Origin of the sequence: Streptomyces sp. BB1-1-1, from assembly GCF_031597775.1 — a bacterium.
GTDB classification, from domain to species: Bacteria; Actinomycetota; Actinomycetes; order Streptomycetales; family Streptomycetaceae; genus Streptomyces; species Streptomyces thinghirensis.
This window is the reverse complement of the sequence record NZ_CP134203.1, coordinates 8,230,916-8,251,039: the sequence shown is the minus strand read 5'-3', so window position 1 is coordinate 8,251,039 and position 20,124 is coordinate 8,230,916. Positions and strand designations below refer to the sequence as shown.

At 71.5% G+C, this 20,124-nt stretch carries 17 protein-coding genes; 9 read left to right on the top strand and 8 right to left on the bottom strand.

Going from position 1 to position 20,124, the window contains the following annotated elements:
* Both RI578_RS37870 and RI578_RS37865 read right to left on the bottom strand, forming a co-directional pair.
* On the bottom strand, positions 1-990 hold the full coding sequence (locus RI578_RS37870; protein WP_310875324.1) for a sugar ABC transporter permease: 990 nt from the start codon (positions 988-990) through the stop codon (positions 1-3).
* Positions 987-2,324, bottom strand: coding sequence for an extracellular solute-binding protein (locus tag RI578_RS37865; RefSeq protein WP_310875323.1), 1,338 nt, complete (start codon positions 2,322-2,324; stop codon positions 987-989). Before RI578_RS37865 ends, RI578_RS37870 begins: the two co-directional genes overlap by 4 nt.
* 177 nt (positions 2,325-2,501) lie before the next feature.
* On the opposite strand from RI578_RS37865, the gene RI578_RS37860 reads away from it, so the two are divergent.
* Complete coding sequence (locus RI578_RS37860) at positions 2,502-3,512, top strand: LacI family DNA-binding transcriptional regulator (RefSeq protein WP_310875322.1); 1,011 nt, start codon at positions 2,502-2,504, stop codon at positions 3,510-3,512.
* Positions 3,513-3,631: 119 nt separating this feature from the next.
* Positions 3,632-4,609: a LysR family transcriptional regulator gene (locus RI578_RS37855; RefSeq protein WP_310875321.1), complete on the top strand. Its 978-nt coding sequence runs from the start codon at positions 3,632-3,634 to the stop codon at positions 4,607-4,609.
* Between the two features lie 58 nt (positions 4,610-4,667).
* Here RI578_RS37855 and RI578_RS37850 read toward each other — a convergent pair whose 3' ends face one another.
* The 3 genes from RI578_RS37850 to RI578_RS37840 all read right to left on the bottom strand — a co-directional run bounded on the left by RI578_RS37850 (position 4,668) and on the right by RI578_RS37840 (position 8,605).
* On the bottom strand, positions 4,668-6,095 hold the full coding sequence (locus RI578_RS37850) for a mandelate racemase/muconate lactonizing enzyme family protein (RefSeq protein WP_310875320.1): 1,428 nt from the start codon (positions 6,093-6,095) through the stop codon (positions 4,668-4,670).
* A gap of 242 nt (positions 6,096-6,337) precedes the next feature.
* Positions 6,338-7,402, bottom strand: coding sequence for a hypothetical protein (locus tag RI578_RS37845; RefSeq protein ID WP_310875319.1), 1,065 nt, complete (start codon positions 7,400-7,402; stop codon positions 6,338-6,340).
* Between the two features lie 240 nt (positions 7,403-7,642).
* The gene (locus tag RI578_RS37840; RefSeq protein WP_310875318.1) at positions 7,643-8,605 is read right to left on the bottom strand and encodes a LysR family transcriptional regulator; all 963 of its coding nucleotides are present in this window, start codon (positions 8,603-8,605) and stop codon (positions 7,643-7,645) included.
* A gap of 300 nt (positions 8,606-8,905) precedes the next feature.
* Between RI578_RS37840 and RI578_RS37835 the strand changes: the two genes are divergently transcribed.
* From RI578_RS37835 to RI578_RS37825, 3 genes are read left to right on the top strand one after another with little or no spacing between them, the layout of a single operon-like run.
* Positions 8,906-10,264 (top strand): MFS transporter, encoded by a 1,359-nt coding sequence (locus RI578_RS37835; protein WP_310875317.1) that lies wholly within the window; start codon positions 8,906-8,908, stop codon positions 10,262-10,264.
* Between the two features lie 60 nt (positions 10,265-10,324).
* Positions 10,325-11,020 carry an RraA family protein gene (locus RI578_RS37830; RefSeq protein ID WP_310875316.1) on the top strand — a complete coding sequence of 232 codons (696 nt, stop codon included), beginning with the start codon at positions 10,325-10,327 and terminating at the stop codon, positions 11,018-11,020.
* 3 nt (positions 11,021-11,023) lie between these two features.
* Positions 11,024-12,025 (top strand): sugar kinase, encoded by a 1,002-nt coding sequence (locus tag RI578_RS37825; RefSeq protein WP_310875315.1) that lies wholly within the window; start codon positions 11,024-11,026, stop codon positions 12,023-12,025.
* 62 nt (positions 12,026-12,087) lie between these two features.
* Here RI578_RS37825 and RI578_RS37820 read toward each other — a convergent pair whose 3' ends face one another.
* Positions 12,088-12,615, bottom strand: a complete 528-nt coding sequence (locus tag RI578_RS37820) for a 2,4'-dihydroxyacetophenone dioxygenase family protein (protein WP_310875314.1) — start codon at positions 12,613-12,615, stop codon at positions 12,088-12,090.
* Positions 12,616-12,981: 366 nt separating this feature from the next.
* Here RI578_RS37820 and RI578_RS37815 point away from each other — a divergent pair, with 366 nt between their 5' ends.
* Positions 12,982-13,668, top strand: coding sequence for an SDR family oxidoreductase (locus RI578_RS37815; protein WP_310875313.1), 687 nt, complete (start codon positions 12,982-12,984; stop codon positions 13,666-13,668).
* Between the two features lie 81 nt (positions 13,669-13,749).
* On the opposite strand, the gene RI578_RS37810 is transcribed toward RI578_RS37815, so the two are convergent.
* The gene (locus RI578_RS37810) at positions 13,750-14,628 is read right to left on the bottom strand and encodes a carbon-nitrogen hydrolase family protein (RefSeq protein ID WP_310875312.1); all 879 of its coding nucleotides are present in this window, start codon (positions 14,626-14,628) and stop codon (positions 13,750-13,752) included.
* A gap of 223 nt (positions 14,629-14,851) precedes the next feature.
* Here RI578_RS37810 and RI578_RS37805 point away from each other — a divergent pair, with 223 nt between their 5' ends.
* From RI578_RS37805 to RI578_RS37795, 3 genes are all read left to right on the top strand, one after another.
* Positions 14,852-15,763 (top strand): LysR family transcriptional regulator, encoded by a 912-nt coding sequence (locus RI578_RS37805; protein WP_310875311.1) that lies wholly within the window; start codon positions 14,852-14,854, stop codon positions 15,761-15,763.
* Between the two features lie 93 nt (positions 15,764-15,856).
* Positions 15,857-17,218, top strand: coding sequence for a histidinol dehydrogenase (hisD, locus tag RI578_RS37800; RefSeq protein ID WP_310875310.1), 1,362 nt, complete (start codon positions 15,857-15,859; stop codon positions 17,216-17,218).
* A gap of 190 nt (positions 17,219-17,408) precedes the next feature.
* On the top strand, positions 17,409-18,854 hold the full coding sequence (locus RI578_RS37795; protein WP_310875309.1) for an amino acid permease: 1,446 nt from the start codon (positions 17,409-17,411) through the stop codon (positions 18,852-18,854).
* Positions 18,855-18,858: 4 nt separating this feature from the next.
* Here RI578_RS37795 and RI578_RS37790 read toward each other — a convergent pair whose 3' ends face one another.
* Positions 18,859-19,857: a LacI family DNA-binding transcriptional regulator gene (locus tag RI578_RS37790; RefSeq protein ID WP_310875308.1), complete on the bottom strand. Its 999-nt coding sequence runs from the start codon at positions 19,855-19,857 to the stop codon at positions 18,859-18,861.
* Between the last annotated feature and the right edge of the window lie 267 nt (positions 19,858-20,124).

Sequence of the window (20,124 nt, the reverse complement as noted above, 5' to 3'; positions counted from 1 at the left end):
TTACTCCTCGCCGCGCATCAGCCGGTACTGGACGCCGACCACCACCAGGGTGATGGCGACCAGGAGCACCACTTCGGCTTCGGCGTAGTGGATGTCGCCGACGCTGTAGGCGCGGCGGAAGACGTCGTACATCATCAGGTTGGTCGAGCCTTCGGGGCCGCCCTGGGTGAGCAGTTGGACGGGGGCGAACACGAGGAAGTTCGCGACGGTGTCGGCGACGAGGACGAAGGCCAGGGGGCGGCGCAGCAGCGGCAGGGTGATGCGGGTGAAGCGCTGCCATGCGGAGGCGCCGTCGACGGCGCAGGCGTCGTAGACCTCGCCGGGGATGTCCTGGAGGCCCGCGATGAGGAAGGTCATCCAGTAGCCCACGCCGACCCAGGACATCAGCACGATGAGGGAGGGCAGTGCCTGCTCGGGGCTGGTGAGGAAGCGCTGGTCGGGCAGGCCCAGAGTGTGCAGCAGGGCGTTGAGGGGGCCTTCGGGCCGGTACAGGATGCTCCAGATGACGGCTGAGACGGCCGGCGGCACGGCGATGGGCAGGAAGACCAGGGAGCGCCAGAAGCGGGCGCCGGCGAAACGCCGGTTGAAGAAGACGGCGAGGGCGAGGGCGGCGGCGACCTGGAGCGGGTTGATGACCAGGCTGAAGACGAGGGTGACCAGGATGCTGTCGCGGAACTGGGGGTCGTGGAACAGGTCGCCGTAGTTGTCCAGGCCGACGAAGCGGGTGACGCCGTCGGTGAGGCTGTGGTGGTGGAGGCTGTCGACGACGGCCATGCCGGCGGGCAGCAGGCGCAGCACCACGAGGGCGAGCACGGCGGGGGCGAGGAAGCAGAGGGCCGGCTTGAGCTGGGATGCCTTCCGGGAGGGCAGCGCGGGCTCAGCGGACGTGGTGGGGCGGGTGGGTGGCTCGCCGTGCTCGGCGGCCGGGCGGACGGAGGTGTGTGCGGAAGTACGGGCGGAGGCGCGGGGTGTGGTGCGGGGTGTGCTCATCGCAGGCGCTCCCAGGTGCGGACCAGTTCGTCCGCCGCGTCGGCCAGTCTGGAGTCGGCGGGCGAGCCGTTGCGGATGTCGGAGAAGGCGGAGCCCATGACCGTCTCGAACTGGGTGTAGCCGATGCTGCGGGGGCGGCTGACGGCCGTGTGCGCGAGTTCGTGGCGCATGATCCGGGGCACGCCCTCGGTGGCGCGGGTGGCTTGGCGTTCGAGGTCGGCGGTGTAGCGGTCGAACGCCTCGCGGTTGGCGGGGATGAGCGGGGAGACGGCGACGGAGGCGAGGTTCCCCTCGGGATCGAGGGAGGCGAATTCGGTGAACCGGCCGGCCTCTTCGGCGTTCAGGCTGTACGGGTTGACGCCGATCGACCAGGAGCCTGTCGGGGTCACGGGCCGGCCGTCGGCGAAGTACGGCAGCGGGGCGACGCCCCAGTCGAGGCCCTTCACCGCGGCGAACTCGCTCAGTTTGGAGGGGCCGCCGACGAAGAAGGCGGCCTTGCCGGTGCTGAACAGCGAGGAGGTCTGGGCCTGGGTGACGGCCCGGGGTGCGAGGCCGTCGGCGAAGAGCCGGCCGTACCAGGTCATGGCGCGGACCCAGCCGTCGGTGGTGACCGCTGGGGTGAGCATGTCGTCGCCGGTGATGCCGGAGCCGCCGCCCAGGCCCTCCACGAGGGGCTGGAGGCAGTAGTAGGACTGGATCTGCTCCAGGACCAGGGCGTACTGGGCGCCGGTGCGGTCCTGGGTGCGGCGGCCGGCCTCGGTGGCCTCCTCCCACGTCCAGCGGTCGGCCGGGTCGGGGTGGGGCGGGCGGACGCCGGCGGCGTTGAGCAGGCGGGTGTTGTGGAAGAGGTACTGGGTCGACGTCCACAACGGCAGTGACCACAGGTGTCCGTCCCAGGAACTGGCGGTGTACTGCTCCTCGCTGACGGCGGCGCGGGCCCGGGCGTCGGTGCCGTGGCGGGTGGCGCCGAGGTCGGTGAGGAAGCCGCGGGCGGCGAGCGCCGGGACGCGCGGCTGGTCCGCGAAGTAGACGTCGATGGCGGTGTCCTTCGCGGTCAGCCGCAGTTGGAGCACGTCGCTGAGCTGGGTGGGCGGGATGGCGGTGTAGTCGACCCGGGATCGCGGCCGGGCCGTGCGGTACGCGTCGGTCAGGGGCCGCAGGCTTTCGGCGGTGTTGGGGCCCAGGAAGCGCAGGGCCGTGCCGCCGTCGGCGGTGCCGCCGCGACCCGAGCAGCCGGTCAGTGCCGCGCCGCCGGCGGCCGCGAGGGCGGCGCCGAGCAGTCCTCTGCGGCTGAGGCGGCCCGTGGGCGGGCCGGAGGGTGGAGGGGAGGCCATGACCAATCCAAATCGTTTTGCATCACACGAGGATCGTGGGAGCACAGGCTTGGGGCGGGCAGCGCATTCTCGGCGTCGACCCGGAGCAGCACGCTACAAAACGTTTTGCATTTTGGGTAGAGTGCGGGGAGACCGAACGAACGGCGGGGCAGACCGCCGACGGGTGACGGAGGCGGGATGCGGCACAACGGCCGGGCCACCATCGTGGACGTGGCGACGACGGCGGGGGTGAGCGTCACCACGGTGTCCCATGTGCTCAGCGGCCGCCGGCCGGTGTCGGCCGCCACCCGCGCCCGGGTGGAGGAGGTCGTACGGCGCCTCGGATACCAGGCCGACCCGTCGGCGCGCGGACTGCGCACTCAGCGCACGCGTCTGCTCGGCCTGGTGGTGCCGGACATCACCAACCCCTTCAACGCCGAACTGGCCGCCGGTCTGCAGGAGGCGGCGCTGGCCGAGGACTACCTGACGGTGGTGTGCGAGACGCCGAAGGAGCCGTCCCGGGTCCGCGCGGTGATGCGGCAGCTCACGGCACGCCGGATCGACGGCCTGGTGCTGGGCCGGTATCCCACCGACGAGGGGGTGCTCGACGCGCTGCTGGCGACCGGCGCGCCCGTGGTGCGGCTGGGCGGCCGACTGGACGCCGGGCCGGGGGACGTCGTGCACGCCGCCGAGACCGAGGGCATGCGGGACCTGGTACGGCACCTGGTGCGCGACCGCGACTACCGGCGGATCGGCTTCATCGGCGGCGCACCGGGCGCCGAACCGGGCGGCGATCGCCATCGCGGCTACCGGGAGGCGTTGACCGAGGCCGGGCTCGCGGTGCCCGAGGAGCTCGTCGTGTGGACGGACTTCACCCGCGAGGGCGGCCGGGCGGGCGCCGCCCGGCTGCTGGCCGCCGCCGAACCGCCCGACGCGATCGTCTGCGCCAACGACCTCATCGCGATCGGCGCCCTCGACACGGCACGGACCTCGCGCCTGCCGGTACCCGGCCGGGTGGCGATCACCGGTTACGACGACATCGAGGCGGCGGCGCTGGTCTCCCCCGCCCTGACCACCGTACTGAACCCGGCCAGGGAGATCGGGCGGTCGGCGGCCCGCGTGCTGACCGACCGGCTCGACGGGCGGGACGACGGGCCGGCCAGGGAGGTGCTGCTGGCGCACCGGCTGGTACGGCGCGAATCCGCCTGATGCCCGATGAGGGTTCGGTCCTCATGACGGCTGCTTTCTTCCGCGTTCGAGGCGGACCGCCGCAGACGCCGTGCCGCACCGTGCGGGCGGCCGGTCCGGCAGAGGGAATCGGGGACCCGTTGGAATACCGCACGGAGTGGCTGCGCAGCTTCGTGGCCGTGGCCGAGCACGGAGGGTTCTCCGCGGCCGCCGCCGCGCTGTACCGGTCCCAGTCGCGGGTCAGCGCACATGTGGCGGCGCTGGAGAAGGCCCTGCACGTGAAGCTGTTCGACCGGACGCTGCCGCCGACGGTCCTGACCCCGGAGGGCCGTGAACTGCTGCCGCTGGCCGGGATGGTGCTGCGTCAGACGCGGCGCATCACCGAGACGGCCGCCGAGGTACGCCGCGGGCGGCGCGGCGAGGTACGCCTCGGCATCTGCACCGGCGCGGCACCCTTCCTCCTGCCCCGGACCCTGATGTGGCTGCGGCGCGTCCGGCCGGACGTGCGGGTCGAGACGGCCGAGGACACCACGGCCGCACTCAGGAGCCAGTTGCGGGAGGGACGGCTCGATCTGGCCGTCGTCCCCGTCAGCGGCGACGGGGAGGACGCCGAACCCCTCCTCGGGTGGTCGCGCCTGTGGCGGGAGCAGTTCGTCGTCGTGGCGGCCGGGGACATGGCCGCCGAGCTGCCGGCGCGGCTGTCCCCCGCCGAACTGCGCGGCCGTCCCCTGGTGATGACGGACGACGCGGCGGACGCCCTGGCCGGGGTGCTGCCCGGTGCCGGCCGCGGCGGGCGGGCCAGCCTGCCGTCGCACGACCCCGGCCGGCCCCCGGCCGTTCTCCGTACGCCGCAGGCGCAGACCGTCGTGGCACTCGTCCGACTCGGCTGCGGTGTGGGCGTGGCGGACCTCCTGGCTCTGCACGCGACCGATCTGACGGACGTCACGTCCGTCCGGCTCACCGGCACGCCCACGCACCGGGAGATGGCACTGGGCAGACGTACCGACCGCGCCGACTCCCCCGCGCTGCGGGCGGTGGCGCGCTGCGTGCGGCTCGCGGCGCTCCCCGCGGCCGCCGCCCAGTCCCGAAGCGGCGCTCCCCCGTTCCCGGCACGGTGAGGCCGTGGCCCGTACGCGGCGGCGCATGGCGTCCGCCGCCGCGTGCACGGCCGTCCGATCAGCTCCAGGTGCGGTCCCAGGCGACCTTCTTGTTCCACTCCGGGGTCGGGGCGAAGAGCTTCTCGCCCTTGAGGAGGTGCTTGGCCATCTCCTTCTCGTCCATCTCGATGCCCAGCCCCGGCTTGTCGGTGAGCTGGTACCAGCCCTTGTTCATCAAGGGCTCCTCCTGCTGGACGAGGTCGTTCCAGAACGGCACGTCCGTGGCGTGGTACTCGAGGGCGACGAACGTCTCCGTTGCCGCCGCGATGTGCGCACTCGCCATGGCGCCCACCGGGGAGCCGGCGTAGTGCAGGGGCATCGCCTTGCCCTTCTCGGCGGCGTAGTCACCGATGCGCTTGGTCTCCAGGATGCCGCCGGCCGTGGCCGGGTCGGGCTGGATCAGGTCGACGGCGTCCTCGTCGCACAGCTTGCGGAAGGCCTCGAGTCCGTAGATGTCCTCGCCGGTCATCGTGGGCACGTTGACGGCCTTGGTGATCTCCTTCCAGTCCTCGGTGTGGAACCACGGGACGAGGTCCTCCAGCCATGCCAGGTTGTACCGCTCGAAGCGGTTGGCCAGCCGGATCGCGGTGTTGACGTCGAAGTGGCCGGTGTGGTCCATGCCCATCGGTATGTCGTACCCGATGGCGTCCCGCACCGCCTCCACGTACTCGGCCATCATCTCCAGGCCCTTGTCGGTGAGTTGCACCATCGTGAAGTTGTGCTGCGTCTGGCCGTACGACCCCGGGTCGCCGTTGTACTGCTCCAGGTTGTCATCCCAGTAGCTCCCGCCGACGACGGTGCCCGGCTTCTTGGCGACGAGTTCCAGGCCGAGGTCCATCTTGAGGAAGGTGAAGCCCTTGTCGACGCGGTCCTTCATGCGGGCCGCGTACTCCTTCGGGTTCTCGGACTCCGTGGTGTCGGTGTAGAGGCGGATCTTCTTGCGGTAGGCCCCGCCCAGGAGCGCGAACACCGGGACGCCGTACGCCTTGCCGGCCAGGTCCCACAGGGCCATCTCGACGCCGGACACACCACCGCCGCGGCGGCCGTGGTTGCCGAACTGCTTGATGCGCTTGAACAGCATCTCGACGTTGCAGGGATTCTCGCCGAGCAGGCGGGACTTGAGTTCGAGGGCGTAGCGCTTGTCCGCGTCGTCGCGCACCTCGCCGTAGCCGCTGATGCCCTGATTGGTGGAGATGCGGACGATGGGGCTGGTGAAGGGCACGCCGTCCAGGACGGCCACCCGCAGGTCGGTGATCTTCAGCTGGGAGGGCTTGGAGGCCCGGCTGACGTTCTGGGAGAGGTAGTCGACCTGCTCCTCGACGGGCCGCATGGCCAGGGCGCCGAGGCTGAGGCCGCCCAGACCGGCGGCGGAGAGCTTGAGCAGGCTACGCCGGGACTTTCCCTCGGAGCGGGTGGTCTCTTCGGGGGCGGACGCTTCGTCGCGCATGGGTGAGCTCCTCGTTTCGGGCGTGAGTGGGGTCGGGGACCCGGGGATGCCCCGGCCGCGGTGGCAAGGTCCCGCCGTGGCCGGGGTGGTAGGGAGCGGCCGCACGGGCGGGCGGCCGATGACGTGGGGGTGGCGGGTGATGGGCGGGCCCGGTCCGCACCGGTGGCTGGGTGCCGGCCACTGGGTGCCCAGCCGAGGTGGCTGGACGTGTGCCTGCAACCCGGTGTTCGGCCGAGGCGCGCTCAGTCGGAGGCGTCGATGATTTCCTGGACCCGGTCGGCCGGGACCGGCAGCTTGTCCTTGTTCTCCTTCAGCCAGCCGAGGAAGTCGTCCTTGATCTTCTGCTCTACCTCGTCCCAGCCCTTGTCCAACTGGCCCGACGTGTAGGTCCCGTCGGCCAGGCGTTCCTTGGTGAACATGTCGCGCAGCAGCGACACCTCGGCATCCTCGATGAGGCCCTCGGCGAGGTGCGCCGGGACGAAGACGACGCCCTCGCGTTTGGCGATCACGATGTCGCCGGGCAGCACGACGGCCTCCCCGATCCGGGTGACACGGTTGACGCCGGTGAGCATGACGTTCTGGATGTACGAGGGGTGCCAGCCGCGGACGAAGGCGTTGAACCCCTTGATGTCCTCCAGCTCCTCCAGGTCCCGCAGGGTCCCGTCGAAGACGACGCCGTTGCCGGTCCTCTTGTGGATCGTGCTGCCGAGGTTTCCGCCGATGAGCGTTCCGTCCTGGACCTTCCCGAATCCGTCCGCGACGTACACGTCACCCTTCTGAAGTTTCTCGATCGGCCAGGTGTTCATCTGGCCGTCGTTTCCCGCGGCGTGGCCGGCGTCGGTCATTCTCTTTTCCAGGCCGGGATTGCTCGGCATGTACTGGGCCGTGAGTGCCCGACCGATGATCGTCCTGTTCTCGTGGATCATCTGCCAGCCGCCGGCGAATTGGTTCGCGTACCCCTCGCCCTTGAGGTAGCCCCACGCCTGTTCGATCGAGACGACCTTCATGCGTTTGAGGAGGTCGTCGGAGACCTTGGGGCGGCCGTCGGGGAACCGGGCGCCCTTCCAGTCGGCGGTCAGTGCCAGGACCTGGGCCTTCGACGCGACGGGATTGACGTCCCGCGATGCGGCCGACGCGGCCGCCGGCCCGGACTTCACGTCCGCGGCTCCCGCCCCGGCCTCGTACCGGGCGGGCGCTCCGTGCTGGGGCGAGCCGCCGGGGACGGCGAATGCCGTGACGGCCATTCCACCGGCGAGCAGCACGGATACACCGGCCGTGGCGGACGCCAGATACTTCGGTTTCTGCATCGGATTTCCTCCAGGGAGATCCACGGGAGGCGCGCCCGGACGCACCAAGGGACATTTCCGGGCCGGGAATGAGGCGGTGCGAGCGAGCACCGATTCGGCACGCGGAATTCTGAGGAGGCCGATGTCCGCGTTCCGACCGACCGAAAGAGTAGGGGCGTGTTCGGGGGACAGGAAGGACCGCGGCGCGATACCCGGATTCGCTTGGCGAATAGCGGCCGGGCGGCACCTCGTCCACGCGGGTCAGGGGGAGGGGACGGTGGCCGCGGCGTTGGGGGCGAGACGGCGGGTGCCGCTCGGGACGTCGGAGGACTCGATCTCCCTCAGCAGGGTCCGCGCGGCGGGTGTCAGGGGGTTGGTCGCGTTCCAGTGGACGGCGACCCGCCGGCCGCACGGCACGTCCATCATCCGCGCCACGACCCCGGTGGCGTCCGCCGAGGTGACCGCCAGCACATTGGTGACCCCGATGCCCAGGCCGCTGCGGACCAGGCCGATGAGTGTCTGGGGCTGGTTGGTGGCCTGGACGGCGTTGGGCTCGAAGCCGCGTTCCCTGAACGCCCGGTACGTCTCGAAGCCCATGGCCTCGGGAGATCCCAGCCTGCCTATCGTGATCAGCGGATACTGCGCGACCCTGCCGACCGGCAACGGCTCCGGCAGACCGGCCAGCGGATGGTCGGGCCGGTGGACGACGACGAGCCCTTCCCACCACAGCGGGCGTGACTCCACGGACGGGCCCGGCGGCGGAGACATGGGGCGCAGGGCGATGTCCACCTCACCCGCCGCCAGCGCGCCGTCGAGTTCCAGGGTGGGGCGTTCCACCAGGACGACCTTGATGGCGGGCCGGGTACGCGCCATGCGTTCCAGCAACTGCGGCACGAACGCCGCGCTCGCGCTGGGGAAGCTGCCCAGGGTGACGATGCCACGGGCGGCCCCCCGGTGCGCGGCCATCCGGTCCTCCGCGTCGGACAGCTGGCGCAGCATCGTGCGGGCGTGCTCGGCGAGGACGGCACCCGCGTCGGTGAGCGCGACCGGCCGCTGATCCCGGTCGAACAGCGGGACACCGGCCGCCCGTTCGAGTGCGGCGACGTGCACGCTGACCCGGGGCTGCGAGCGATGCACCACCTCGGCCGCCGCGCTGAAACTTCCCGTGTCGATGACGCCGAGGAAGGAGACCAACCACTCGAGACGCAGATCTGTTCGCAACATGCTGCCTGGGTGTACGCCCCCGCGAGGGCCGTCGGCAAGAGTGTCGTGCCCTGCGGATGAGGGGCGATCCGGAAGACGAATAGGCGCATCCGCGCCGCGGGCTTAACCGCGTCGGCCCAACCGTTCTACGCTCACGCTCCATCGTCCCCGCCACGGCCCCTCGTCCGGCCGACCGCCACGAGGGCCGTGCCCCAGGCCGCGCCGACACAGTGCCGAGCGCAGGCAGGCGGATGTCCCGGCACGCCCCGTCCGGGCCCGCTCGCGCTCATGTCCGGTGCCCGCTCGCAACAGGAGCTCTCGATGACCCAAGTCCCTCCGCCCGCACCGCCGCCCGGGCGCGTCCGCTGGTCGATGATCTGGCTTTCGTTCGGCGCCATCACCATCAACTACCTGGACCGCGCGAACCTGAGCATCGCGCTGCCGTCCATGCAGGAGGAACTGGACCTGTCGAAGACCGTCACCGGCCTTCTGCTCGGCGCCTTCTTCTGGACGTACGCGGCCTTCCTGCCCGGTGCCGGCTATCTCGTCGACCGCTTCGGCGCGCGCCGGATGATGGCCTTCGCCCTGATCGCCTGGTCGGTATCCACGATGCTGGTGGGCGCCGCGACCGGCTTCATCGTGCTGCTGATGCTCCGGCTGCTCCTCGGCGCGGTGGAGTCGCCCGCGTATCCGTCCAGTTCGCAGATCGTCGGGCGCTGGTTCCCGGTGCGCGAACGGGGCATGGCCGCGTCGATCTTCGACAGCGGCGGCCGCGCCGGCACCGCGATCGCGCTGCCCGTCACGACCGCCGTCATCGCCTGGCTCGGCTGGCGCGGTTCGTTCGTGGCCGCCGGTCTGCTGGGCCTGGCGTTCAGCATGCTGTGGCTGAAGTTCTACCGGGACGTCGACGAGCACCCGCGCCTCGGAGAGGCGGAGCGCGCCTACATCCGGGACGGTGCGACGGCCACGGCCGGTCAGGACGGCCCTCCGGCCATGCCGTGGTTGCAGCTGCTGCGCTACCGCACGGTGTGGGGCATGGTCCTCGGCTTCTTCTGCCTGTCGTTCGTCCTGTACTTCTTCATCACCTGGTTCCCGTCCTACCTGGTGGACGAGCGGGGCTTCGACCTGCTCAAACTCGGCTTCCTCGGCATGCTTCCGGCACTGCTGGCCATCCCCGCGCAGTGGTTCGGCGGCTGGCTGCAGAAGTGGCTGCTGGTCCGGGGCCGCTCCGTGACGTACGCGCGCAAGTTCCCGCTCGTCACGGGCCTCGTGCTGTCCTCCGTGATCGTCCTCGCCGGCTACGTCGAGAACGCGTACGCCGCGCTGGCCCTGCTCGCCCTGTCCCAGTGCGCACTGTGCTTCGCCGCGTCGAGTCTGTGGGCCCTGCCCGCCGACGTGGCGCCCAGTCCGGCGAACGTGGGATCCATCGCGGGTATCCAGGGCCTGGCCTCCAACCTGGCCGGGTTCGTCAGCCCGCTGGTCGTGGGCGCGCTGCTGGACACGTTCGACGGGTCCTACCTCGTGCCGCTCGCGGTGGCGGGCGGGATGTCCCTGGTGGGCGCCCTGGTGTACGGGTTCGTCCTGCGCTCGCTCGTCCCGCTGGGCTCCGACCGACCGGACCGGGGCGAGGGCGGGAAGGGCGCCGCGGCGGAGCCGGTCAAGCCGGAGGCGACCGCCTGACACCCGCCCTCCTTCCTTCCTTGTTGTTTTGCTGCCACTCGACGAAAGGGCTACGCCTTCATGTCCGACACCACTTCCTCCGACGCTTCCTCGCGCGAGTCCGCTCACTACCCCGAGGACGTCCTCGAGGCGTTCCGGTCGATCACCACGGCCTCCCTCGCCGACGCCGTGGAGCAGCACGGCCGGCGCGGTTACCTGACCGGCGCCGTCCACCAGGTCGCCCCGGGGTCCGGCACTCTCGTCGGTCCCGCGGTGACGGTGCGGGAGATCCCGGCCGACGAGTCACTGCCTCCCGAGCACGCGCTGCAGGCCATCGACGAGGCCGCTGCCGGCAGCATCGTCTGCATCGACGCGGGCGGCGCCGACGTCGCCGTGTGGGGAGGGCTGATGACGGCCGGTGCCGTGGCCCGCAAACTGGCCGGCTGTGTGCTGGACGGAGGCGTCCGGGACGTCACCGAGATCACCCGGGACTTCCCCGGCTTCGCGGTGTACGCCCGCACGGCGGTGCCGGCCACCACCCTGGGCCGGATGCGCACCGTGTCCCTCAACGAGCCGGTGGTGGTCGGCAGCGTCGACATCCGCCCCGGTGACCTGATCGTCGCCGACCGGGACGGCGTCGTACGCGTCCCGGCCGACCTCGTGGACGCCGTCCGGCGCACCGCGGAGGAGATCGAGGAGCGGGAGAAGGAGCAGACCCGCCTCATCCTCGACTCCGGTTCGCTGCGCGCCGGTCTCGCCCGCTACCACCGGATCTGAGACATGACCGCCTCCGACGCAGCCTCTCCGAACGACGACGCCGAGCAGCACAGCAGTACGGGTCCGCGGTTCGCGGAGTTCCTCGCCCTCGGCGAACCGCTGGCCGAGTTCAACGCGGAGAACGAGGGCCTCCTCACCGGAGCCGGACGGTTCACCCTGGGTTTCGGCGGCGACACGTCCAACGCCGCCGTCGCCGCGGCCCGCACCGGGGCCCGCACCGGCTACCTCACGAGAATCGGTGACGACGCCTTCGGACACCTGCTGCTTGACATGTGGCGGAGCAACGGCATCGACACCTCCGCCGTGATCCGTGAACCCGGCGGGGAGACGGGGCTGTACTTCGTCACGCGCCAGCCGGAAGCCGGGCACCGCTTCACCTACCGGCGCGCCGCTTCGGCCGCCAGCCGTCTGTCCCCGGCCGACGTACCGCTGGACGTCGTCGCCCGGGCGGGCCTCCTGCATGTCAGCGGCATCACCCAGGCGATCTCGTCCTCCGCCTGCGACACCGCTCTGCACGCCATGCGGGCGGCGCGCCAGGCGGGCACTCTCGTCTCGTACGACCCGAACCACCGTCCCGCGCTGTGGCCGCTGGAGCGGGCGCGAGCCGTGATCCTGCACAGCGCGTCCCTGGCCGACATCGTGCTGCCGAGCCTGGAGGAGGGGCAACTCGTCACGGGCGAGACAGACGCCGAGGCGGTCGTGGAGTGCTTCGCCCGGCTCGGGCCCCAAGTGGTGGCGCTGAAGATGGGCGACAGCGGTGTGCTGCTCTGGAACGCGGGCCACCTCACCCACGTCCCGGCGCACACCGTGCGTCCGGTGGACGCCACGGGCGCCGGTGACACGTTCGACGGCGCCTTCGGGGCCCGTCTGCTGGCGGGCGACACCCCACTGGCGGCGGCCGAGTACGCCGTGGTGGCCGCGGCCCTGACGACCACGGGACTGGGCGCCGTCGATCCCATTCCGCACCGCAGGACCGTGGAGGAGATCAGGTCGGCCGCGGGCTGACCGCCTCGCGCGTGCGGACGCACCCGCGGCCGGTGGTGCCGGCCGCGGGTGCAGCGCGTACGTCAGCGGATGAACTGATCCACGAAGTCGGCCCCGAGCCCGACCTTCGTGTAGTGCTCGCGACACATGTCGATCTTCGTGAACGTGTCCTCGTACCCCGTCTGCACGCCGTTTTCGTCGACGTAGGCCATGGCACCGGTGATGTTGAAGAACGTGATCATTTCCTGACAGTCCTCCGGCACGGCGAGCGTGTGGATCTCTCCCGGGGGTTCGTAGACGAAGTGTCCGGCCTCGGCGACCCAGTCGTGTTCGTAGTAGTGCCACCTGCCCTTGAGGACGTAGCCGAACACGGCGCCGGGGTGGCGGTGACGCGACACGATGCCGGCTGCCGTGACCTTCAGCAGGTTGCACCACTGTCCGGTGACGGTGTTGAACATCAGGGGCCGGAACCAGACGTCGGGCGCCTGTGGCACCCATACGCGGTCGTCGTCCGGCAGCGCGGGCACGGCTATTTCCGGTGGCACGACCGATGAGTGCGGGATGACGGGGCCGCCACCGCGGGAGTTGGCGGGCTGGGATGAGGCGTTCATGGTGCGAGTCCCTCTCGTCGTAGCTGCTTCGGTTTGTCCCGCCGCCCTGTCGACGTGGACGTACGGCGGTACGCGCGCGGCCGGGCGACCGGGGCCGGCCCGGCCGCGGCACCACCCAACCCGCGGGTCACCTCACGTCTCGACACTCATTCCGTAAGGGAATCGGGGCCATTCGCGCTGCGCGCACCCGGTTCGCCCGCCCGTCCTCGTCGGCAGTCGCATGGCCGCCATCTGCTTCGCGCATGGACGCTGATGCGCGGTACGGACCTGCCGTTCAATCGGCGTCGGTACATCAACGAGACGGAACACCGAGGAGCAGCCGTGCACGCTGGACCAAGGACGACGCCAGGCGGCAGGACCGTCGTCGTGACCGGGGGGACTCGCGGCATCGGGGCGGCGGTCGCGAGGCGGTTCGCGGCCGACGGCGACGAGGTCACCGTGGCCGACCTCCACACCGACGGCGTCGAGGACACCCTTCCGCGAGGAATACGTGCGGTGACGGTGGACGTGACCCGGGACAGTGAAGTGCGTGCCCTGCTGGCGCGGTTCGCCCGGGTCGACGTCCTGGTCAACGCCGCCGGCGTCATCGCCCGGGACCGCGAGTACGAGATCGACGCCTTCGAGCGAGTGGTCGCGGTCAACCTCACCGCCGCCATGCGGTGCTGCCTGGCCGCCCGTGAGGCCCTGGCCGCCGCGCCGCACGGCTGCATCGTCAACGTCGCCTCCATGCTGAGCTTCTTCGGCGGTCCCAGGGTCCCGGCCTACAGCGCGAGCAAGGGCGGCGTGGTGCAGCTCACCAAGGCACTCGCGGTGGCGTGGGCGCGGGAAGGCATCCGGGTCAACGCCGTCGCGCCCGGCTGGATCCGTACCGGGCTGACCGACGACGTACAGGCGAACGACGAGGCGAACCGACGCATCATCACCCGCACCCCGATGCGCCGTTGGGGCGAGGCCGGTGAAGTGGCCGGCGCCGTCGCCTTCCTGGCGGGAGCCGACGCCGCCTTCGTCACGGGCACGGTACTCGCCGTGGACGGCGGGTACCTCGCGGCGTGAGTGCCCCGGCGGGGCGGGACCACGGGCACCCCTCCGGGCGGGGCCGGTGCCTGGCGACGGTGCTGCCGAGGTTCTGGCCGGTCACCGGCGTGGCAGTCCGCTGCGCCACCGCGCCGGGTCGATCCGGCCCTCGTACAGGGGGAGTTCCAGCGGCTGCCGGCCGTGCTCGAACGGGTCCCAGACGCGGGTGAGACCCGCGGTGCCGTGCTCACGGACCCGGCGGGCCTCGGCGAGGTCGGGGACGTCCGTCACGACGATCTCGGGTTCGGAGCCGGACTCGGCGCGTGCCCGGCCTTCGGGGTCCACCACGACGCTGCGGCCTGTCCCGTCCGGGGGCGCGGCGTTCACACTGGCCATGAAGACCTGGTTGACGATCGCGTTCGCGCGGGCGATGACCAGTTCCTGGGTACGGTCGACGGTAGGTGTGCGTACGAGGTTCAGCACGAGGTCGGCGCCCTGCCACGCCAGGTGCCGCGTGACCTCCGGGAACCAGGCGTCGTAGCAGATCGACAGGCCTACGCGTCCGTGGCCCTCCACGTCGAAGACGACGAAGCGGTCGCCTGCCGCCGTGGTCTCGTAGGGGTGCCACGGGAAGATCTTGCGGTACTCGGCGACCCGCCTTCCGTCGGGTGCGTACACCGGTGCCGTGTTGTAGACGCGGCCGTCGTCGCCGCGCTCGTAGACGCTTCCGGGGACGAGCCACAGCCCGAGTTCGCGGGCCAGGCCGGCCAGCATCGTGCCTCTGGGGCCGTCGAGTTCCTGTGCCGCGGCGCGCATGACCCGCTCGGGGTCCTCGTCCGGCCGGTGCCCGCACAGGTGCAGTTCGGGGAACGCGAACAGCCGGACGGCGGGGTGGGTGCGGGCGAGTCGGCGCACCTGGTCGGCGAACAGGTCGAGGCTGTCGTCGGCGTGGTGGAGGGCGGCCGTCTGCACCAGGCCGAGCGGCAGGGGGGTGGGCATGGCGAAGGGCACCTTCCGCGTTCGGTGGCGTAGGGACGAAGGGGGTGCGCAGCAGCGAATCATCCGGCCGTGCGCGGGACAAGCCCGGCCTCTCCTGTGACATCCACAGGAGAAACCTGTGCCCGCGTTCCAGTGGGGGCCGCTGGTCCCCGTAAGGTTCCGGCATGTCTGTCACCTGGCCCTCATCCGTTCCGGCCGCGTCCTTCCGGGAAGGACGGACCGCATGACCCTCAACCAGCTCAGGGCCTTCGTCGAGGCCGAGCGGCTCGGGTCGTTCACCGCCGCGGCCAAGGCCATGGACATCGCCCAGGCCTCGGCCTCCGAGCTGGTCCGGCGCCTGGAGGCGGAACTGGACACGGAGCTGTTCGTCCGCGGCAGCCGCACGCTGACCCTCACGACCGCCGGCCAGGAACTGCTGCCGTACGCGCAGGAGGCGCTGGCGGCGGCGGACAGCGGTATGCGCGCCGTGCACTCGCTGGGCTCGCTGGGCGGCGGCACGGCGACGTTCGGAGTGCTCCGGAACGCCGACTACTACCTGCTGGCGGACCTCGTGCAGATGTTCCACGCCCGCTATCCCGAGGTCCGGGTCCGGCTCGTCGGCCAGAACTCCGCGGAGACCGCCGCCGCCGTGGCCGCCGGGCGCATCGAGGCCGGGCTCGTCGTCCTCCCGGTCGACGACGAGGAACTCGCGGTCACACCGCTGCTGCGCGACGAGGTGTTCTACGTCAGCGCCGACCCGGAGCTCACGCGCACGCCCGTGACCATCGAGGCGTTCTCGCGCGCCCCCCTGGTGCTGTACGACGCCCACTACGGGTGGCAGGACCCGACGCGGCGGCAGCTCGCGGAGCGCGCCCAGCTGGCCGGCGTGCGGATCGATCCGCTGATCGAGCTGGAGCACGTCGAGGCGGCCGTGAAGCTGGCCGCGGTCGGCGTCGGGGACACGATCGCCAGCCGCGCGGTCGTCAGCGGCCCGTCGTTCCCGTCGGGGCTGCACACCGCGTCGTTCGCCGAGCCGCTGTACGACACGATCGCGCTGGTCCGCCGCCGGGGCCGGCCGCTGTCGCGTGCCACCCGGGAACTGGCCCGGCTGGCCGAGGACACGTTGCGGGAGCTGCGCCAGAACCTGGCGGTGTGACCGGCCCGCCGCACAAGCCACAGGAAAACCCTGTGGTTCGCTGAGGACTGGCCCCTCTAGTCCTGTGGCTGCGTCGCGCTTAGCGTTCCCGGCATGCAGATCACGCACGAAGAAGCACAGGCCCTTCCCCCTCTCCAGTGGCTGAAGAAGCCCGCCGTCGACGGCCCTCCCGCCCAGCGCGATCCCAAGGTCGTCGAGCGGGTCTCGCAGATGCTGCGGGAGATCGAGCGCAAGGGCATGGACGCGGTCCGCGCCTACGCCGAGGAGCTCGACGGCTGGTCCGGCGACCTGGAGATCGGCGAGGCCGAGCTGAAGAAGTCCGGGGACGCGCTGCCCCCGGACGTCCGTACCGCGCTGGAGATGGGGTACCAGCGCACGCACCGCTTCGCCGCCGCGCAGCGCGAGCACCTGACCGACTTCGAGATCGAGCTGGCCCCCGGGGTGAACTGCGGCCAGCGGTACGTCCCCGTCTCCCGTGTGGGGGCGTATCTGCCGGCGGGCCGGTTCCCGTTGCTGGCCAGCGCGTTCATGACCGTCAACGTCGCGAAGACGGCCGGTGTGCCGACGGTCGTGGCGTGCACGCCGCCGTCCGGCGAGCACGGCGCCCACCCCGCCGTCCTGTACGGCGCCCACCTGTCCCGGGCCGACCGGGTGTTCGCCGTCGGCGGTGTCCAGGCGCTGGGCGCGATGGCCTTCGGTCTCCTCGGGGAGGCGCCGGTCGACATGCTGGTCGGCGCGGGCAACGCCTTCGTCACAGAGGCCAAGCGGCAGCTGTTCGGCCGGGTCGGCATCGATCTGCTCGCGGGCCCGTCGGAGGTGGCGGTGATCGCCGACGACAGCGCCGACCCGGCGTGGGTGGCGGCCGACCTGCTCGGTCAGGCCGAGCACGGTCCCAATTCGCCCGCCGCGCTCATCACCACCTCCGAGGCGATGGGCCGCGCGGTCGCCGCCGAGGTGGAGAGCCAGTTGGAGAGGCTGACGACGCGGGACATCGCGGGGCCCGCCTGGCGTGACTTCGGCTCCGTGATCGTCGTACGGGACCGGGACGACGCGGTCGCCGTCGCCGACGTCCTGGGTCCCGAGCACCTGGAGGTGCACACCGATGACGACGACTTCTACCTGCGCAACCTGACCAACTACGGTTCGCTGTTCATCGGCCCGTGGTCCACCGTGGCGTACTCCGACAAGGGCATCGCCGGTACGAACCACGTCCTGCCGACGGGCAAGACCGCCCGCTACAACGCGGGCCTGTCGGTCTCCCGCTTCCTCAAGCCGCTCACCTACCAGCGGGCGACCGAGGAGGGCACGGCCGCGCTGGCGCCCGCCGTCGAGCGCATCTCCGCCTTCGAGGGTCTCGCCGCGCACGGGGCGACGGCCACCGTGCGCATCGACCGGGTCGGCCGTACGTCCTCGGCGTTCGACTCCGTCCCCGCGCCGCTGCGCGAGCGGCTCTGAACCGTCGCCGTCACGGCGCCGCCGCGCGGACGGGACGGCTGGACACCCGGAGCGCCCGCGACGCACGGCGCGGGCGCTCCGGGCGCCGCGGACGGCAGGCCCACCGCTTCTCCGCGGCGCCGCGGACGGCACGGCCCGCCCCCTCCGGCCGGGCTTCCGCTCCCCGCTCCCTCCTCCCCCGAGGTCTCCCATGCACCACCGCTCTTCGTCCGCTCCCCCGTCGGGCGCCCCCGGCACCGCCCTCACCCAAGGGCTCAAGGGCCGCCAGATCACCATGATCTCCATCGGTGGGGTGATCGGGGCCGGACTCTTCGTCGGTTCCTCCACCGCCGTCGCGGCGGCCGGGCCCGCCGTGCTGATCTCCTTCCTCCTGGCGGCCGCCCTGGTCGTCCTGGTCATGCAGATGCTCGGGGAGATGGCGGTCGCGCACCCCGACACCGGCTCGTTCTCCACGTACGCCGACCGCGCCCTGGGCCGCTGGGCGGGTTTCTCCATCGGCTGGCTGTACTGGTGGTTCTACATCCTCGTGATCCCCATCGAGGCGATCGCCGCCGGCGAGGTCCTCGGCGGCCTCCTCGCGCTGCCCAGCTGGATACCGGCCCTGACGCTGATCGCCGTCCTGGCCGGCAGCAACCTTCTCGCCGTGCGCAACTACGGCGAGTTCGAGTACTGGTTCGCGCTCCTCAAGGTCATCGCCATCGTGGCGTTCCTCGCCCTAGGTGTGCTCGCCGTCCTCGGCCTGCTGCCGGGATCCGACGCCCGTGGAGTCGGTCACCTGTGGAGCGAGGGCGGCTTCGCGCCGAAGGGCGGCATGGCCGTACTCGCCGGGCTGCTCACCGCGATGTTCAGTTTCCAGGGCAGCGAGATCGTCACCATCGCCGCCGCGGAGTCCGAGGACCCGAGGAAGAACATCAAGAAGGCGGTACGTGCCGTCGTCTGGCGGCTCGGACTCTTCTACATCGGATCGATCTTCGTCGTCGTCAGTCTCGTGCCGTGGAACTCGGACGCGCTCGCCGACGGCTCCTACCAAGCCGTCCTCGACCGCATGAACATCCCCGGTGCCGGGCGCATCATGGACGTCGTCCTCGTCGTCGCCGTCAGCAGCTGCCTGAACTCGGCGATCTACACCGCGTCCCGCATGGCCTTCTCCCTGGCCCGGCGCGGCGACGCCCCGGCGGCCTTCGCCGTCACGTCCGCGACGGGTGTGCCGCGTACCGCGGTCGTCGCGTCCACCGTCATCGGCGTCGTCGCCGTGATCGCCAACTACGTGCTGCCGGGGGTGTTCACGTACCTCATCGCATCCAGCGGCGCGATCGCCCTGATGATGTATCTGGTCATCGCGCTCACCCAGTACGCGACCCGGCGCGGGGGAGGACCCGAGCCGTCCGAGGTGCGGATGTGGGCGTTCCCGTACCTGACGCTCGCGACCATCGCGTTCATCGCGGGCGTACTGGTCCTCATGGCGGTTCTTCCGGGGCACCGGCTCGAACTGTGGCTGTCGCTCGGACTCGCCGCCGTGCTCGTCGGAGTCGGAGTGCTGCGCCAGCGGCGGCTCCGCGCGCTGCCTCCGGCCGAGTCCCGGGCCGGTGCCGAGGCGCCCTCGACGTCCTCGCCGGCCGATGCCGTACGGGGGTGACGGCTCAGGCCGGCGGCCCGTGCGTCCCCCGCGGCACGAACTCCGTCGGCAGGACCAGGCGCTCGCCCGCGGGATCCGCCTCGCCCGTGATCCGGCGGACCAGCAGGCGTGCCGCCTGACGGGCCAGCTCCGGCAGGTCATGGCGGACCGTGGTGAGGCGGAGCACCTCCCAGGAGGCCATGGGGAGGTCGTCGAAGCCGATGACCGTGAGGTCGCCGGGTACGCGCAGGCCGGCGGCGCGGGCCGCGTTGAGGACACCGACCGCCACCACGTCGTTGCCGCAGAACACGGCGGTGGGCGGCTGCGCCGCGTCCAGCAGGAAGGGCAGGGCCCCGTATCCGGTGTCGTACTCGAACGGCCCCCGTACGACCCGGTCCTCGGGCAGGCCGATGCCCTCGTCGGCGAGGGCCAGGCGGAAGCCGAGTTCCCGTTCGCGCCCCGTGGTGGTGTTGACGGCACCGAAGATGCCCGCGATGCGGCGGTGCCCGAGCCTCGCGAGCTCGCGGGCCACGAGGCGGCCGCCGCCCTCGTTGTCGACGACGGAGGCGTAGTCGCCGGCCCGGCCGGTGTCGCGGTTGAGGAACACGTACGGGACGTCGCGGCGGTCCAGCTGGGCCGGGAGGCGGGAGTCGGTGGTGGCCGTCGCGAGGACAACGCCGTCGAGCGACTGGTCCAGGAGGTTCTCCTGGGCGACCGCCTCGTCGGAACGCTCGGTCAGGAGCATCATCCGGTAGCCCAGGGTTTCGAGTTCGTCGTGCAGAGGCGCGACGACATGCGGGTAGAAGGGGTTGGTCAGGTCGGTCACGATGACGCCGATCCGCCGCGTGGAGCGGGTGGACAGGGAGCGGCCCACTTCGCTCGGCACATAGTTCAGCGCGCGTGCCGCCTCCCTGACCTTCTCCCGCGTCACCGGCGACACGCGGGGGTCGTCCCGCAGGGCACGGGACACCGTCGGCTGGGAGACGCCCGCCAGCCTCGCCACGTCATGACTCGTGATCGCCATCGACCCTCTTCTCGTAGTTCGCCGCGCCCCGCGGCACCCTCCCAGCCAGGATACGTATGTATCGGATGGTCGGTTCTACGCGGGTCGCATGCAAAGCCTCTTCTCGTTCGGCCGGAAACCGGCGTAAGGCAATCCCGACCCACCCCTTGACATTGCCGGTGAGGCGCCCTGTCATGGGAATGCATACGTATTCACGAGCCGCGTGGCCAGTCTCTGTTCGCGGCACTCCCCCGCGCTGTCCACGGGACCGCCAAACCCACAGGAGTC